Here is a 15231-nt window from a genome sequence, read left to right on the forward strand (position 1 = left end):
TTCCCAAAAATAAATCAATACAAGTTTTTAAAGAGCATCAAACCTAGAGTGAATCTAGTTTTGTTTTAAATTTCCATGTGGGAAACTAGAGTAAAGTAATTAATGCTTCTTCGACGCTAAATTTTTTGTTTTTAATTAAGTTAGTTAGATGCCTTACGGTCGTTTCCTCTCTTCCTTCATTTCGGCCCTTTACTTCGCCTTCTTCGAATTTCTGCTGCATCATGCTTTTGTAATCGAGGATTTCCATTTCTCGGTTCAGATAAGCCGCATAATTATCTGGATCTTTCATAAATTCATTCCTTATATTTATTGCCTTGCCCAAAATCTGGTCATGCAACATCGCATCTTCGTCCATTTTTGTAAGTTTTCCAGAGAAGTATGCAAGCCATTTTTCTGCACGACTCATTTCGGAAAGTTTTTTCTTTTTAAACTTCTGAAGCTCCAGAAAGTGAAGTTCCAGCAGTTTTGTTATAGGTTCTCTGTCATCCATATTACAGATTTTCGCAATACTGTGAGGCTTCTGTTTACTCTTATCTGTAAAAATATTGAACTTAAGAAGGTTAATACAAATGACAGGATTCAGCTTACTGTAGCTTTCTCCTTTTACCAGTGAACCTGTAAAAAGTTTTGACCAGTAGAAAAGAGTTCTGCCGATCCAGGCAACATCGTTTGCAACCTGTACCTCAAGATCGATTTGTTCTCCTGATGCTAGTGTACAGCAAATATCGAGTCTTGAGATTTTTTCGTAGGAGTTTTCTGCATGCTGCTCTGTATCAGTATAGGCCAAATCGGTTATTAAATTCTTGCCTTTTCTCTCCAAAATTGAGTTTAAGAAGTCCAGAAAGATATCTTTGTGCGAAAAAAGCTTTTTGGCAAATGCATCGTTTGTAGTGCTGATATGACCGACTGTTTCAATTTCAGAGAGTATAGTCTGGGCTCTTATGTCATCTTTTAGATCATTTTGAAAAATAGCCATTGAATAATGTTCCTTGTGTAATTAGAAATAAAAGTGCAGTGATCATAGATGACTATTTTTTGAGCCTTTTTCTAAGGGGATCCTTTTTTGTGAAAGAATTAAATAACAAATTGATTTATAAGAAATTAGGTGGTTTTTCTGCTATAAGATAAATCTTGTTTTTTTTACAGGTTTCTGCTATGTAAAACTTGCCTGATTTTGTAATTCTTAAATACTGGATTTTTATCTTTTATTTTGGACAAAAATTATTATCAGTTATGTTCGATTTTGTTAAACATAAGTTAATATATTCCCTGAATTTAAAGGAATTTTATTTATGGAAAAGAGCTATCAGATTAAAGGAATGTCATGTGCAGCCTGTGCCTCAAAAGTAGAGAAGGCGGTAGGGAGTATTCATGGTGTTTCAAAGGCAAGTGTAAATCTTATGAAAAACACCTGTCTGGTTGAATTTGATGATGCTCTGGTTACAGATGAGAATGTAATAGCAGCTGTTGATGCTGCTGGATATGAAGCTCTGATTTCAAAGCAGGGTAATCTGTTTTTAGATGATGAAACTGAACTAAAACAGACACGCATAAGACTTTATATTTCACTTGCCTTAACCTTTTTTATTATGCTTCTTTCCATGGGGCATATGTTTTCTCTCAACCTGATACATAATGCCTTTTTCAACGGCTCTCTTCAGGGGGCAATGGCTTTAATTGTTGCCATTCTGCAAAAACAGTATTTTATAAGTGCACTAAAGGCATTAAAGCATGGCGGTTTCAATATGGATTCCTTAGTATCCACAGGTGCTGCCGCCTCATTTATCTATTCAGTATTCTCTCTTTTAAATGTTGACCTGTCTGCCACCCATGAGGTCCTGGGGTCTACCCATCCGGTGTTCTTTGAAGGTGCTGCAGGAATTCTTACCTTTGTTGCTATCGGCAAGTATATTGAAAATCGAGCCAAGCACAGAACCTCATCTGCTGTGAGTGCTCTGTACGATCTTGCCCCTAAATCTGTCAGTGTTAAACGTGAAGGCGGTGTTGTACAGATTCTGCTTGATTCAGTAGCCATTGGCGATACAGTGGTTCTTAAGGCCGGCGACAAGATCGGAATTGACGGAATTGTAATAAGCGGTTCAGCTCATGTTGATGAGAGTGCCTTAAGCGGAGAGAGCCGTCCTGTAAAAAAAGAGACAGGAAGCGAAGTTAAATCTGCAACCTTTGTTCTTGATGGCTACATAGAGGTTGAGGTTTTGAAGGTCGGCGAGGAAACCACCTTATCTAAGATTATAAAAATGGTGGAGAATACTGCGCAGACCAAGGTACCGATTGCAAGAATCGCTGATGTTGCCGCTTCATATTTTGTACCAGCCATTTTTGCCTTATCTGCTCTGACATTTATAGTCTGGTACTTTATTATAGGTTCTGAATTCTCATTATCCTTAACCTTTGCCATCAGTGTGCTGGTAGTATCCTGTCCATGTGCCTTGGGTCTGGCAACTCCTGTTGCAATTATGGCTGGTACCGGCAGAGCAGCACGTGAGGGCATTATCTTCAAATCACCTGAGGCGCTGGAGATTCTAGGTCGGGCTGATGTGATTGCCTTTGACAAGACCGGAACCTTAACCACTGGAAGTGTAAGTGTGGTGGCAAAGGAGAGTCTAGATGAAAATGTACCTCTGAATATTGCTTACCTGTACGCCGCATCAATTGAAGGTAAAAGCTCACATCCTATAGCCAGAGCTTTCTATTCACCATCTGCAGCTCTTATCGAGGTTGAGGATTACTGTTTTGAGAAAGGACTTGGGGTATCAGGCTCAATAGGCGGTAAAAAATACTATGTCGGCAACGAAAAGCTTCTTTCTAAACTTGGAATCAGTCTGACTGCTGATGTTGTCTATCAGATTGAATCCTATGTAAATGGAGGCTCAAGTGTTGTCTATCTGGCAGATGAGTCACACGCAGTTGCCTATTTTGTACTATCAGATCCATTAAAGAAAGACAGCTATAGTCTAATCTCAGACTTTAAGAAATCTCAGATAAAAACTATGATGCTGACAGGTGATGCTGAGAATACCGCAGAGCAGATTGCAACAAAGCTTGGTATTTCAGATTACTCCTCTCGTCTTTTGCCTGAGGATAAGCTTAATATTATAAAAGAGCTTCAAAATCAGGGTAAAAAGGTAATTATGGTGGGAGATGGTATCAATGATTCTGCCTCTCTCTCTCAGGCTGACGTGGGGGTGGGTCTTAAAGGCTCAATGGATATTGCCTTATCCTCATGTGATGTCATCCTTTTAAAGGAAAGACTTACTGATATCTACAATGCTTTTCTGATTTCTCGTGCAACAATGAGAAACATCAGGCAGAATTTATTCTGGGCGATTATATATAATGTTCTGACTATTCCTGTAGCCTGCGGTGTGTTTTATCCAGCGTTTAAGATAACACTGCCTCCTATGCTGTGCTCTATACTCATGGGAATAAGTTCAGTCTGTGTTGTAACCAATGCCTTAAGACTGACTGTTTTAAAAATCGACAGTCAGAAGATTCAAAAGGAGAGTATTTTAATGAAAAAGACCATCTGTATTGAGGGTATGATGTGCAATCACTGCACCTCCTCTGTTAAGAAAAGCCTCGAAGCTCTGCCTAATGTAAGTGATGTTGAGGTAAGTTTAGAGGATAAATGTGCTACCCTTAATACCAACGATGAGACTTCAGATGCTTTACTGAAGGCTGCTGTTGAAAGTGCTGGCTTTAAGGTTACCGATATAAAATGATTGATTTAGATACTTCTGATTTACAGCTTTTATGTGCGCTAAGAGATGACTGCCGTCTTTCCCTGAGAGATCTGGGCGAGAAATGTTCACTCTCAGCTCCAGCTGTATCTGCCAGAATCAGAAGACTTGAACAGGCTGGTGTCATAAGAGGCTATACTGTTACATTAAGTGACAGTGCCTTTGCTCTTGAGGTCGAAGCTCTGATATATACCAAGGTAAGATTCAACAGTATTCCTGACTATCTTGAGTATATGAGAAGCTCCCTTGCCGTAAGCTCCTGTCTTAAGATTGCGGATGAATACTCATATATGGCGATAGCCTCATTCAAGAGTATCTCCCAGCTTAATAATTTTGCCATGTATCTTGAGCAGAATTTCGGTCAGAGCAGAATCAGTATTATTCTGAAAAAAGAATTTATAAACAGAGTTCCATTGAACTTTGAAAATAATTGTAATTAATAATTTTTATGTACGTCTTATATTAGAAGGAAAGTCCTATGTGGGATTATACAGATAAAGTTAAAGATCACTTCCTGCATCCACGCAATGCACGTGTTATTGAAGATGCCAATGCAGTTGGAGATGTAGGTTCTATCATCTGCGGTGATGCATTAAGACTTATGCTTAAGATCGATCCTGTAACCGAGGTTATTGAGGACGCATCATTCCAGACCTACGGCTGCGGAAGTGCCATTGCATCATCATCAGCTTTAACTGAGATGCTAAAGGGCAAGACCCTAAAGGAAGCAGAAAAGATCACCAATCAGGAGATCGTTGATTATCTTGGCGGTCTTCCTCCAGAGAAGATGCACTGCTCTGTAATGGGCCGTGAGGCTTTAGATGCTGCTATTGCCAACTATCACGGTCAGTCATATGAAAACTCTCATGATGACGGAGAGCTTGTATGTCACTGTTTCGGTGTCGGTATCAACAAGATTAAGAAGGCAGTATGGGAAAACCATCTGACTACCGTTGAGGAAGTTACCAACTATACCAAGGCTGGCGGTGGCTGCGGCAGCTGCAAGATGAGAATCGAAGAGATTATCGATGAGGTCTGGGTTGATCTTGAGAAGTGCGGCGTACCTCGTCCAGGTCATGCTCCAACCCCAATTCCATCAATTACTGTTTCAACCTCAACAACTTCATCACCTGCATTCAGCTCAATCGGTACTGTTACCTCTGCCAAGGGGGCAACTGCAGCTGTAGAGGCTCAGATTGACGAGAAGACCAAGTCATCACCAATCTATGATGATGTAGTCAAGATCATAAAGGAAGTAAGTGACGGTTTAACAGACGGCTCAAAGGTTGAGCTTGATGCAATCTCAGGCGCAGATGTTATTGTTAAGCTTGAAGGTCCTGTTTCATCAGGCATGATGAAGGATATGACCTTAGGTTTCCTAAAGCAGAAGCTTACAGATGGTACCGGTCGTCAGATCAACGTTGCAACCAGATAAGAGAATTTTAAGACAATGAATACAATGGATTTAGGCGCTGGTCTGGGCGGAATCTACCTGGATAACAACGCTACTACTCAGATTGACCCTAAGGTTGTAGAAGCAATGCTTCCATACCTTAATGTTTACTTTGGTAATGCCTCATCTCAGCATGGCTACGGTGTTCCTGTAGAAAAAGCAATTCAAAGAGCCCGTGAGCAGGTTGCTGATTTCTTAGGTGCAGAGCATCCTGATGAGATTATCTTTACCTCATGTGCTACCGAGTCTGACAATACCGCTTTATGGTCAGCCCTATGGTCACAGAAGGGTAAGACAGAAATCGTTACCACTCCTGTAGAGCATCCTGCAATTATGCAGACCTGTGATTTCCTTGCATCTCACGGTGCTACCATCAAGTATCTGAAGGTTTCAGGAAAGGGTGATATCGATCTGGATGAGTTTGAAAGTCTTCTGACTCCTCAGACTGCTCTGGCCTCTGTAATGTGGGCTAATAATGAGACTGGTAATATCTATCCTGTACCAGAGCTTGCCGAGATTGCCTACAGACATGGTGTAATGTTCCACACCGATGCAGTTCAGGCAGTATCAAAGATTCCTGTTGATCTTAAGAGTACCAAGATCAATATGCTTTCATTCTCTGGCCATAAGATTCACGCTCCAAAGGGAATCGGTGTTCTGTATGTACGCAGAGGAACCCGTTTCATTCCATTTATGAAGGGCGGTCATCAGGAGCGCGGTCGTCGTGCCGGTACAGAGAATGTTCCTTATATTGTTGGCTTAGGTGTAGCCTGTGAGCTTGCCAAGAAACATCTTGAGGAAGTAAGTTCAAGAGTAAAAGCCCTGCGTGACAAGCTGCAGCAGGGAATTCTGTCATCTATTCCTGAGTGCTTTGTTACCGGTGATGAGTCAAAACGTACTGACAACACTCTGAATGTAGCCTTCAAGTTCGTTGAAGGTGAGGCAATTCTTCTGATGCTGAACGAGTACGGTATTGCCGCATCCTCAGGTTCAGCCTGCTCATCAGACTCACTTGAGCCATCTCATGTGATGAGAGCAATGAATGTTCCTTTCTCAGCAGCTCACGGAACCATTCGCTTCTCACTGTCAAGATTCACAACTGAAGAGGAAATCAACAAGACTCTAGAGGTTCTTCCTCAGATTATCTCTACACTTCGCAGCATGTCTCCATACTGGAAGGAGGGCAAGCCTCAGATTCAGGGGCTTGACCATGAGTTCGATGCTGACAGCAAGGAAGTAAGAGCTTAATTTCTGTTATAAGTATGCGATCTGAACTGACTCAGATCACATACTTTCATCCTTTCTTTGTTTCCTATATATTGTTTTTCTTGCATTTTTTTACATTCATAATTGTAATTTCTGTCAATTTAGAATGCATAAGAACATCCTTACTTAGCCTTTTTACACAATTTTTTTTAATCTATTCCAATGAGTTTCAATAAGTTAGACCTATATTTTCATTTTTGAAATATAGTGATATGAGTTAGATATTAAATTTCTGGCAATTGTATTTATATATCAATCGCCTTAAAATTGTGGCGTAGAGCCGAAAAAGGGGATTTTCGGCCTTAACAGGATATTATTGTGGGAATTTTAGCTGGAAAACTTTGGCTTCTGCTGTTTTCGACACTGATGCTGATGCCAATGTTATATAACAACATAAAAACTGAAGGCAGAACTCTCGGTGTTCATGCAATTGCGATTATTTCTGTATTTTTTACAATGCTCATGCGAGTCATTGTAGTATCAGTGTCCTGTTTCAATTTCGATTACTTAAATCCGTATATTTTCGTTCTGATCTGGCAGCTGAGCATTCTTGTTGCCATGGTGGCCGTTTTCTATCTGGTTTTAAACGAGCTCAAAGAGAAGTTTTTAAGATACTCCAATACCAATGACTGGCGCTATATTGTTCCTGGGCTTTTTGAAGCAGCACTTCTGGTTCTGTTTAATTTCCACTCCATGCTCATGGATGACAAACGCGAAGTCATTGATGCGGCAACCTCTGTAAGTCTTTATTTTATTGTTAACTTCTATGTAATTGTCGGTGCCTGGCTGTGCTACAAGTCCTATCTTTACAATCTTGATTTTGACATCAAGTATATTGCCAGAAAACACTTTTTCTATTATCTGGTTTTAGGTATTGCTCTGTTTGTACAGCAGATTGTATTTGATGACGTAGAGGTTGGCTTTTCTCTTGCAGCCTTCCTGTTCTTCAACTATATGACCAGATCACGTACTCTGATTTCACAGGATCCTCTTTCAGGGGTTAACAACCGTGTAAGCTTCAGCAAATACATCAATAATGTATTCATTAACAGAGATCATTCCGGTGCATATATTGTTTTCATTGATATTGACCATTTCAAGCAGATCAATGATACCTACGGCCATATTGAGGGTGATGAGGCTATCTCCCTTGTTGGCAAGACCTTAAAGAGTATCGCCGGTGAGCATAATGCCTTTGTGGCCAGAATGGGCGGTGATGAGTTTGTGCTGATTACTCAGACTCAGAATGAGGAGGATGTTCAGAGAATCATTCAGAGCATCTCCTTTGAGCTTGAGGAGCGACTCATTTTCTCTGATAAGAAGTATGATGTTTCTGTAAGCTGCGGCTATGTCTATGCCAAACCAAACTCAAAGAATATCAAGGAGCTGGTTTCAAAGGCAGACAAGCAGATGTACAAGGAAAAACTGAAGAAAAAGGGGAACCCGTCAGATGCTGTCGTTTAGCTTCGTGACCGATAATTCACTCCTGTACTTCGTAGTGATCTGTATGCTGATTCTTTTCAGCGTAATTCATCATGACAAGGATCAGCTTAATTCCTCTACAAAAATCAGTATTAACGTTTCTTATCTGCTGTTGCTGCACTCGATTGCCTATGCCGCTTTCTGTGTGCTTTTCTATGTGAATGAAAGATACTCTTTAGGAAACATCAAGGCTATTCGTTTTGCTCTGGTGCTGCTTGGTCTTTTAACCAACTACATCTCCTTTGTATATCCGTATCTGTTTCTGTTTTTAATCAGACAGTTCCATAACCGCTGTACCTTTGTCCGCGGCAGAAATTTTGTAATCTTCACCGGATTCTTTGTGCTGTGTACTCTGATGTTCTTTGCTGCAATAGGCTATACAACCTGTCTTGTATACCTGGAGGCTCCGCTGAGTACCTTATTCCTTCACAATCTGGATGATGCGATTGTATTTGCAGGTATCATTTCCTTTGTTGTGGCTCTGCCGGATTTCAACAGATTCATCTACAATCTTCTGCAGGGAACCTTCTATTCAAAGAAGGCCATCATAGTTGCACTGTTTGCAATTTTATACCTGCAGCTCATTCTGCTGCCTTTAAACTTCATGTTTTACGCTCCTGTAATGTACATGTTCTCAATGATTCTGGTGTATGTAATTCATGTGACCTCTCAGCAGAAACAGATTTCAGTGGATTTTCTGACCGGTATGAATAACCGCAATTCTCTGATGAAATATCTTGAGAGACTGTTCGTAAAACGTTCAGAACTAGACGGAAGTTTCAAACTTCTGGTTATTACCATTGATAATTTCAAGAATCTAAACAATAATTATGGACATGACGAAGGCGATAAAATGCTGATAAAGGTGGCTGATATTTTAAAACAGTCAGCACCTACAACCGGACTGTTCCTCTGCAGATTCATGAGGGATCAGTTTGTAGCAGTAATGCATGAAACTCCTGAATTTGGAGTTACAGATTATATTGACAGACTGAATAAGAACGCTGAAGGCTTTAATAACGTTCGTGATGTTAATTTTGAACTGTCTCTGTCTGTCGGGTATGTGGCATATAGCCATGATTTAAAGGATATTGATTCTTTTATCAGTGAGGCTGAGGAAAATCTGTACAGACAGCAGGAACTGAAGAGAATCAACAGACTCAAAGAACAGACTTTGAGTTTCTGAAGAAGAGCTTAATATGCAGTTTGGATTGGATTTTCTGTCTTTAGACAGGTCGTATCATTTTTTCTATGGTCACTCGATCATATACCTTGTGCTGGCTGCTTTCTTTGTTATCAGCAGAATCAAGTACAACGAGAGATCCAACCGTACCTCAAATACCTACGTTATATCAAAAGTCTCAAATCTCCTGCTTTTGCAGTGTCTGGCATTAGGTCTGTACTCTGTTCTTAATGTCCTTATCTATGATTTCGGTTTTCTGTCCTATTCCATATTAGATAGAATCTATCTGATTCTCACTTTCTGTATTCTGTTTATAAACAGTATCTGTCCGTACTATCTGTTTATTGTAATTCGTAAGCAGATACGCAGTATCGGTACCTTTCAGGGAATAATGAACAGAGCGGCCTTTATGCTTGTTAGTCTGTTCTGTATTGTATATCTTGTATTTGTCCTAAAATTTATCTTTAATTCAGATGAAATAATGACAAACTCAACTGGCAGTGTTTTATTTAAGATTGTCATCTTCCTGTCTCTATCTCAGTTTCTGTGTTTCCTTCTGACTATAAAGGATGTTCATCTCTTTGTATCTGAGCTTCTGCACGGTGCTTTCCTATCAAAGAGAGCTGCTCTGTTCGGTCTTGTTCTTTTTGTATACGGTCCAATGCTGCTTTGGCCTCTGTCCATCATATATCTTCTTCCGATCTTCTTTATTTCATTGGTATCCTTTTTATTTGTAGTTCATATGGTGTCACAGTCACGTGCTGTTTCAAGAGATTTTCTAACCGGCATGAACAACCGAAATGAGCTTTATCGATACCTATCAAGACTATTTGAGAAGGATGACGATTTAACTCCGGCACTTAATATCATTTTCATCGATATCAACAAGTTTAAGAGTATCAATGATACCTTTGGTCATTCACAGGGCGATAAGGCTTTAATCTGCATGGCAAACTGTCTGCGTCAGTCAGCCTTCTCCAAAGACTGTTTCTTAAGCCGCTATGCCGGTGATGAATTCATTATTGTCCTAAGAGAGAGTGGCGAGAATACTGTTCAGAAGTTTATCGATACTTTAAATCAGAAGATTAAGCAGGCCAATGATACCAATACAGATCCTTACCGTCTGTCCGTTGCAATCGGTTCTGTAAGCTACTCTGAGGAATACGATTCTGTTGAAAAGTTTATTGAAGCTGCCGACAGAAAGATGTATGACAGAAAGGCAGATTCCTCAAGATCTGCTCCATCTGTCATGTAGTAAGTTTTTCTTTGCAAAGCATACTCTGTGACTGGCTTTGCTCTGATTTATAACTCTATTTATTTTCATTTTTTTTCCTCATTAACTCTCTTGTTTTTCTCATTTTTTGATAAAAACAAGAGGAAAGACATCTTTTTTCTTACAAATCTGGGCTTCCGAAAGTTTTTTTGCACACAAACGGACACCTTTTTTATTTGTGATACCGGTATTTGAGCTTTACAGTGTTTGTCTTTACAATGGTTCTAATAAAATAAGGATGTAAAAAATGACACAGTACAGTTCATTTGCTAATGGTGGCATAACTCTAATAAAACCATATCAGGCCGGAAAGCCAATTGAAGAAGTTCAGCGTGAGCTGGGGCTTTCTGATGTAATCAAACTAGCTTCAAACGAGAATCCATTTGGCATGAGTCAGATGGCTAAAAAGGCTGCTTTTGAGGCGATTGAGCAGGGCAATCTTTATCCTGATTCAAACGGTTATTATTTAAAGCAGAAACTGAAGTCAAAATTTGGCTACGATCCTGAGCGCATAACTCTGGGCGCAGGTTCAAATGAACTAATCAATCTTCTGTTTGAGGCATTTGTAAACAGAGATGTTAATGTAATCTTCCCTGAATACTCATTTGTTGTATATCCAATGGAGACAACAGTGAACGGAGCAGAGGCCAGAGCAATTCCTCTGAAGAATTACTGTGCCGACCTTGATGCTATTTTAGCTGCTGTAGACAGTAAAACCAGAATCATTGCCTTTGCAAATCCATCCAACCCAATCGGTACAGCTATCTCCTCAAAGGATATGTACAATTTCCTAAAGAAGGTTCCAAAGGAGACCCTTGTTGTAATCGATGAGGCCTACAATGAGTTCAACAGTGGTGATGATTCATTTGAGGATACAGCAAAGTGGCTTGATGAGTTTGAGAATCTGATTGTTTCACGTACCTTCTCAAAGGCCTATGGTCTTGCTGGCTTAAGAGTCGGCTATATGCTGGCAAATCCTGAGATTACCTCAATCCTTAACCGTCTGAGAGCTCCATTCAATGTTAATATTGCTGCTTTAGCCGCAGCCTGTGCAGCTTTGGATGATAAGGAATTCCTGGATAAGACTGTAAAGAACAATACCGCTGAGCGCGTAAGATACGCAGAGTTCTGCAAAAAGAATAATCTTTTCATGATCCCATCCTTTGCAAACTTCGTGGCAATTGATTTTAAGGATTATGATGCCCAGCAAATTGCAGACAGACTACTGCACATGGGCGTTATCGTAAGACCTTTATTAGGTTACAAGCTTAAGACAATCCTCAGAATCTCAATCGGCACTCCAAAAGAGAATGACAGATTCTTTGAGTGCGTTGAAACAATACTTAAGGACATGAAGAATTGAAAACAGCTTCACTAAAACTAAAAAAGATTCAGTCTGTAAGCGGACTGGTGATTATGCCAGGCTCAAAGAGCCTGTCTAACCGCGCGCTTCTGGTTTCTGCCTTAGCCAGGGGCAAAACCAAGCTTTTAAATGTTTTAAAGTCAGATGATACCTCCCGTATGATTGAAGCCTTAAAGCAGCTTGGGGTAAATCTTAATGCTGTAACCGGCTCAATTGATGTTACCGGAATTGACGGTGTCTTTGACAAGGGCTTAAACAATCTGACACTTGATCTTGGAAATGCAGGTACTGCCATGAGACCGTTATGTGCAGCTCTGTCTGTATCCTCAGGTGTATTCACTCTGACCGGTGAGCCTCGTATGATGGAGCGTCCTATAGGACCTCTGACCGAAGCTCTAAAGGAGATAGGCTGTAATATTGAGTATCTGAACAATGACGGTTTTCCTCCACTTCAGATCCGCGGTACTACTCCAAAGAAACATTCAATCAGAGTAAGCGGTGATACCTCAAGCCAGTTTATTTCAGCTCTGTTAATGACTGCTCCTGTTTGCGGCGGTCTTGATATTTCTGTAAGCGGTGATCTGATTTCAAAGCCATACGTTGATTTAACTGTTAAGCTGATTGAAAAGTTTGGCGCCAAGGTACACCGTAACGGCTATTCATCTTTTAAGGTTGAAGGCAGCGGTTATACCTCACCAGGCTCATACCTGATTGAAGGTGATGCAACCGGTGCAACCTATTTTGCAGCAGCTGCCGCCATCAAAGGTCAGCTTGAGATCTACGGCCTTCCAGATGACAGTGTTCAAGGCGATATCAGATTCTTTGATGTTCTAAAGAAGATGGGCGCCAAGGTTACCCGTCAGGAAAACTCCATTCTGGTTAAATCAGGTAAGCTTCACGGTATTGAGATTGATATGAATGCAATGCCTGATGCTGCCATGACCTTAGTTCCTCTTGCCATGTACACTGATTCTCCTGTTGTCATCAAGAACATCGCAAGCTGGAGAGTAAAGGAGACTGACCGTATCGATGCTATGGTCAAGGAGATGACTAAGCTTGGGGTTAAGGTTGAATCTGGCGATGACTGGATCAGTATCGATGCTTCAAAGCGAAATGATGCAACTCCTGTCTTTGATACCTATAACGATCATCGAATGGCAATGTGCATGTCACTGATTGCCTTTGACAGAGAAGTTGTTATCAATGATCCAGATTGCATCAGAAAAACTTTCCCAACCTACTTTACTCTTCTAAACTCAGTAGCAAAGAACTAATAAAAATCTAACGTTAAGGTGAGAAGATTCTCACCTTAATAAGTTATGAGGTTTTTATGAGAAAATTTCTATCAGTACTGCTTGGTATCTTTTTACTCTCATCATTTTCCTGTGCATATGCTCAGACAGAAACTGTTGCTTTTATGCACAAGACTTTTGATGTAAAACTTCCTGACAACTACTGTAGAGTACCAGCAGATGACCGCCTGTTCAGACTTCATCAGCGTGCGTACGGAAAAAGCGTCAAGCTAGGATTTATTGCTGCAAAGTGTGATGCGGTAAGAGATCTTGTGGAAGGTCGCAGTAAATCTCTTTCTCATTTCATTGCTGTAGAGCAGATTGGAATTGACAGAAAATTTGTGAAATTCGGTTTTGGCAGCTGGGCTTATGTAACCTTAATCACCGCCTTTAAACCAAATTTTGCCAAGCTTGAAAAACGTCTTAAGGATAAACTTGAAGACGAGTATCAGACCACCATAACCAACATCAATTATGCTCCTGTATCAAAGAACAACAAGAGTGTTCTTTTTGAGGCAACAGGAACCATCAATGATTCTGAACGTTCAGTGAATGTACACGTATTTGCATTTACCAAGCTTGCCTATTCAATTCCTCTGGCAATTCACGTATATGATGAGAACCTCTCAGAGGGACAGCTTAGAGACTCTCTAAAGGAGCTCGCAGAGGCAATCAAAGCCATAATGTAATGGACTTTAGGAAAGTCTGTCCTTTGGAGCTTTAAGATTATAATCCCGGCGCAGTCTTTCGATGGTGTTTATCACCTGTTTGCCTGTGATTGCTCTTGAGCATTCAAACTGCCGGTCTGTTCCCTTGTGTCGAGGACACCAGAAATAGTCGTGATGATCAAAATTCACATCGGTGGCATCCCAGCAGCCATGACATACATGTGTATTGTGGACACGGTAGGGAGTTTTAAATTCACAGATAGGCAGACTGAATCCACTGATAAGAACAACCGGAATTCCTGATGCCCAGGCAAGCCATGAAAGACCACTGCTAAGACCTATGAAAAATTCAGCATGATGCAGAAGAGCAGCTCTTTCCTTTAATGGTCTATCACCTGTGAAATCCTCACAGCCATGAGGAAGCTGATTCCACACATAGCCGTAGCCTACAGTCTTTTCCTTATCAATACATAAGACTCTGTACCCCAGCTCCTTTAGATAATCTATAACCATATCCCAGCCGTAGCCGTTATTCCACATCTTAGCTATATTTGTGGATTTAACCGCTATACAGACATAAGGCTCGCTGATTGTTCGTGGAGGATTCTCAGGTAGGCGGGGAGGTGTTTCCTCAGGATCAACTCCCAGAATATAACCCACGGTTCTGGCAAGTCCGACCTGTCTGAAATCATAAGGCTGATAGTCTTCATTTCCGCAGAAGAATAAGCCAAGACAGTAGGATGCATAAGGCTCTTTCTGTTTTACGTTCTCAGGTGTGCTTAAGGTTAAATCTGGATACTGATCTTTTAGAAGCTCAATAATATTCTCTGCTAAAGTACATTCAACCTTGCATTGGTGTTTTTTCTGGAATTTTTCAGCATAGGAGAACCATCCAAGAATGTCTCCCAGAGTCCCTACCGGAAATTTTAAAAGTACCTCTCTGTCTTTAAGCTCAAGAATATGATCAAGTAAAGGTTCATTAAGGTTATTTCTATCCCAGATTCGAATTCTGAATGGAACATAATACTTTTTGGTTGATACTACCCAGCCTTCATCTGCATCGCAGGCAAAAAGAATATTTCCTGACTCCTCATCCTCAAGCTGAACATGCCAGGTTCCCTTTGGTAGCAGTACACGAGCCCCATCGTTAAAGTCGTAGCGGATACCCTTTGGCCCCATCTGAGTTGGGATGGAAGGAGCCTGAATAAAAGAGCCTTTTGACTTTGATTTTGCTCCTGCAGCCTGACCGGCATCCTTCGGTGTTTTATTCTCGTATTCTCTCTGTGCAAGTGATAATGAAAGATTCTCATCATCTAATGATTGGTCTTTGTGATTCTTTTTAGCCTCACTCTTATCTTTTGAGCTGTTTTCTGTAATATAGGATGTGGCGAAACCATAGGCATCTGGCTGTAGAGTTACATTGTATTTCTCTACCTTATTTCGTCTTTCTTCGCTGGTATTACTGTTATTAGAACTATCCATTTATCTTC

General features: G+C 40.6%; 12 protein-coding genes. 10 read left to right on the forward strand and 2 right to left on the reverse strand.

Going from position 1 to position 15231, the window contains the following annotated elements; translation table 11 throughout:
- Positions 1–85: 85 nt before the first annotated feature.
- Positions 86–976: an Rpn family recombination-promoting nuclease/putative transposase gene (locus tag B5D46_RS05495; protein WP_078928598.1), complete on the reverse strand. Its 891-nt coding sequence runs from the start codon at positions 974–976 to the stop codon at positions 86–88.
- A 316-nt stretch (positions 977–1292) separates the two neighbouring features.
- Between B5D46_RS05495 and B5D46_RS05500 the strand changes: the two genes are divergently transcribed.
- The 10 genes from B5D46_RS05500 to B5D46_RS05545 all read left to right on the forward strand — a co-directional run bounded on the left by B5D46_RS05500 (position 1293) and on the right by B5D46_RS05545 (position 13762).
- A complete protein-coding gene (locus tag B5D46_RS05500; protein WP_078928599.1) occupies positions 1293–3743 on the forward strand; it encodes a heavy metal translocating P-type ATPase in 2451 nt (816 codons plus the stop codon).
- Complete coding sequence (locus B5D46_RS05505; RefSeq protein WP_078928600.1) at positions 3740–4201, forward strand: Lrp/AsnC family transcriptional regulator; 462 nt, start codon at positions 3740–3742, stop codon at positions 4199–4201. The genes B5D46_RS05500 and B5D46_RS05505 overlap by 4 nt, the downstream gene beginning before the upstream one ends.
- A gap of 38 nt (positions 4202–4239) precedes the next feature.
- Positions 4240–5196, forward strand: coding sequence for a Fe-S cluster assembly protein NifU (gene nifU, locus B5D46_RS05510; RefSeq protein ID WP_078928601.1), 957 nt, complete (start codon positions 4240–4242; stop codon positions 5194–5196).
- A 15-nt stretch (positions 5197–5211) separates the two neighbouring features.
- Entirely contained in the window at positions 5212–6462 is a 1251-nt protein-coding gene (gene nifS, locus B5D46_RS05515) for a cysteine desulfurase NifS (RefSeq protein ID WP_200805023.1), read from the forward strand.
- A gap of 336 nt (positions 6463–6798) precedes the next feature.
- On the forward strand, positions 6799–7944 hold the full coding sequence (locus B5D46_RS05520) for a GGDEF domain-containing protein (protein WP_078928602.1): 1146 nt from the start codon (positions 6799–6801) through the stop codon (positions 7942–7944).
- The gene (locus B5D46_RS05525) at positions 7931–9148 is read left to right on the forward strand and encodes a GGDEF domain-containing protein (protein ID WP_078928603.1); all 1218 of its coding nucleotides are present in this window, start codon (positions 7931–7933) and stop codon (positions 9146–9148) included. The genes B5D46_RS05520 and B5D46_RS05525 overlap by 14 nt, the downstream gene beginning before the upstream one ends.
- Before the next feature lie 13 nt (positions 9149–9161).
- Positions 9162–10400, forward strand: a complete 1239-nt coding sequence (locus B5D46_RS05530; RefSeq protein ID WP_078928604.1) for a GGDEF domain-containing protein — start codon at positions 9162–9164, stop codon at positions 10398–10400.
- A 265-nt stretch (positions 10401–10665) separates the two neighbouring features.
- Positions 10666–11781 carry a histidinol-phosphate transaminase gene (gene hisC / locus B5D46_RS05535; RefSeq protein WP_078928605.1) on the forward strand — a complete coding sequence of 372 codons (1116 nt, stop codon included), beginning with the start codon at positions 10666–10668 and terminating at the stop codon, positions 11779–11781.
- Entirely contained in the window at positions 11778–13055 is a 1278-nt protein-coding gene (gene aroA, locus B5D46_RS05540) for a 3-phosphoshikimate 1-carboxyvinyltransferase (protein ID WP_268844393.1), read from the forward strand. The genes hisC and aroA overlap by 4 nt, the downstream gene beginning before the upstream one ends.
- A gap of 56 nt (positions 13056–13111) precedes the next feature.
- Positions 13112–13762: a hypothetical protein gene (locus B5D46_RS05545; protein WP_078928606.1), complete on the forward strand. Its 651-nt coding sequence runs from the start codon at positions 13112–13114 to the stop codon at positions 13760–13762.
- A 6-nt stretch (positions 13763–13768) separates the two neighbouring features.
- Here the strand turns inward: B5D46_RS05545 and B5D46_RS05550 are convergent, their stop codons facing one another.
- Positions 13769–15223 carry an autotransporter strand-loop-strand O-heptosyltransferase gene (locus B5D46_RS05550; protein WP_078928607.1) on the reverse strand — a complete coding sequence of 485 codons (1455 nt, stop codon included), beginning with the start codon at positions 15221–15223 and terminating at the stop codon, positions 13769–13771.
- Positions 15224–15231 lie beyond the last annotated feature (8 nt).

It is taken from the genome of Succinivibrio dextrinosolvens DSM 3072 (assembly GCF_900167015.1).
Taxonomy (GTDB): domain Bacteria; phylum Pseudomonadota; class Gammaproteobacteria; order Enterobacterales; family Succinivibrionaceae; genus Succinivibrio; species Succinivibrio dextrinosolvens.

Coding starts and splice junctions, on each gene's coding strand:
- B5D46_RS05495 (WP_078928598.1), bottom strand. CDS start 976: ATGGCTATTTTTCAAAATGATCTAAAAGATGACATAAGAGCCCAGACT.
- B5D46_RS05500 (WP_078928599.1), top strand. CDS start 1,293: ATGGAAAAGAGCTATCAGATTAAAGGAATGTCATGTGCAGCCTGTGCC.
- B5D46_RS05505 (WP_078928600.1), top strand. CDS start 3,740: ATGATTGATTTAGATACTTCTGATTTACAGCTTTTATGTGCGCTAAGA.
- nifU (WP_078928601.1), top strand. CDS start 4,240: ATGTGGGATTATACAGATAAAGTTAAAGATCACTTCCTGCATCCACGC.
- nifS (WP_200805023.1), top strand. CDS start 5,212: ATGAATACAATGGATTTAGGCGCTGGTCTGGGCGGAATCTACCTGGAT.
- B5D46_RS05525 (WP_078928603.1), top strand. CDS start 7,931: ATGCTGTCGTTTAGCTTCGTGACCGATAATTCACTCCTGTACTTCGTA.
- B5D46_RS05530 (WP_078928604.1), top strand. CDS start 9,162: ATGCAGTTTGGATTGGATTTTCTGTCTTTAGACAGGTCGTATCATTTT.
- hisC (WP_078928605.1), top strand. CDS start 10,666: ATGACACAGTACAGTTCATTTGCTAATGGTGGCATAACTCTAATAAAA.
- B5D46_RS05545 (WP_078928606.1), top strand. CDS start 13,112: ATGAGAAAATTTCTATCAGTACTGCTTGGTATCTTTTTACTCTCATCA.
- B5D46_RS05550 (WP_078928607.1), bottom strand. CDS start 15,223: ATGGATAGTTCTAATAACAGTAATACCAGCGAAGAAAGACGAAATAAG.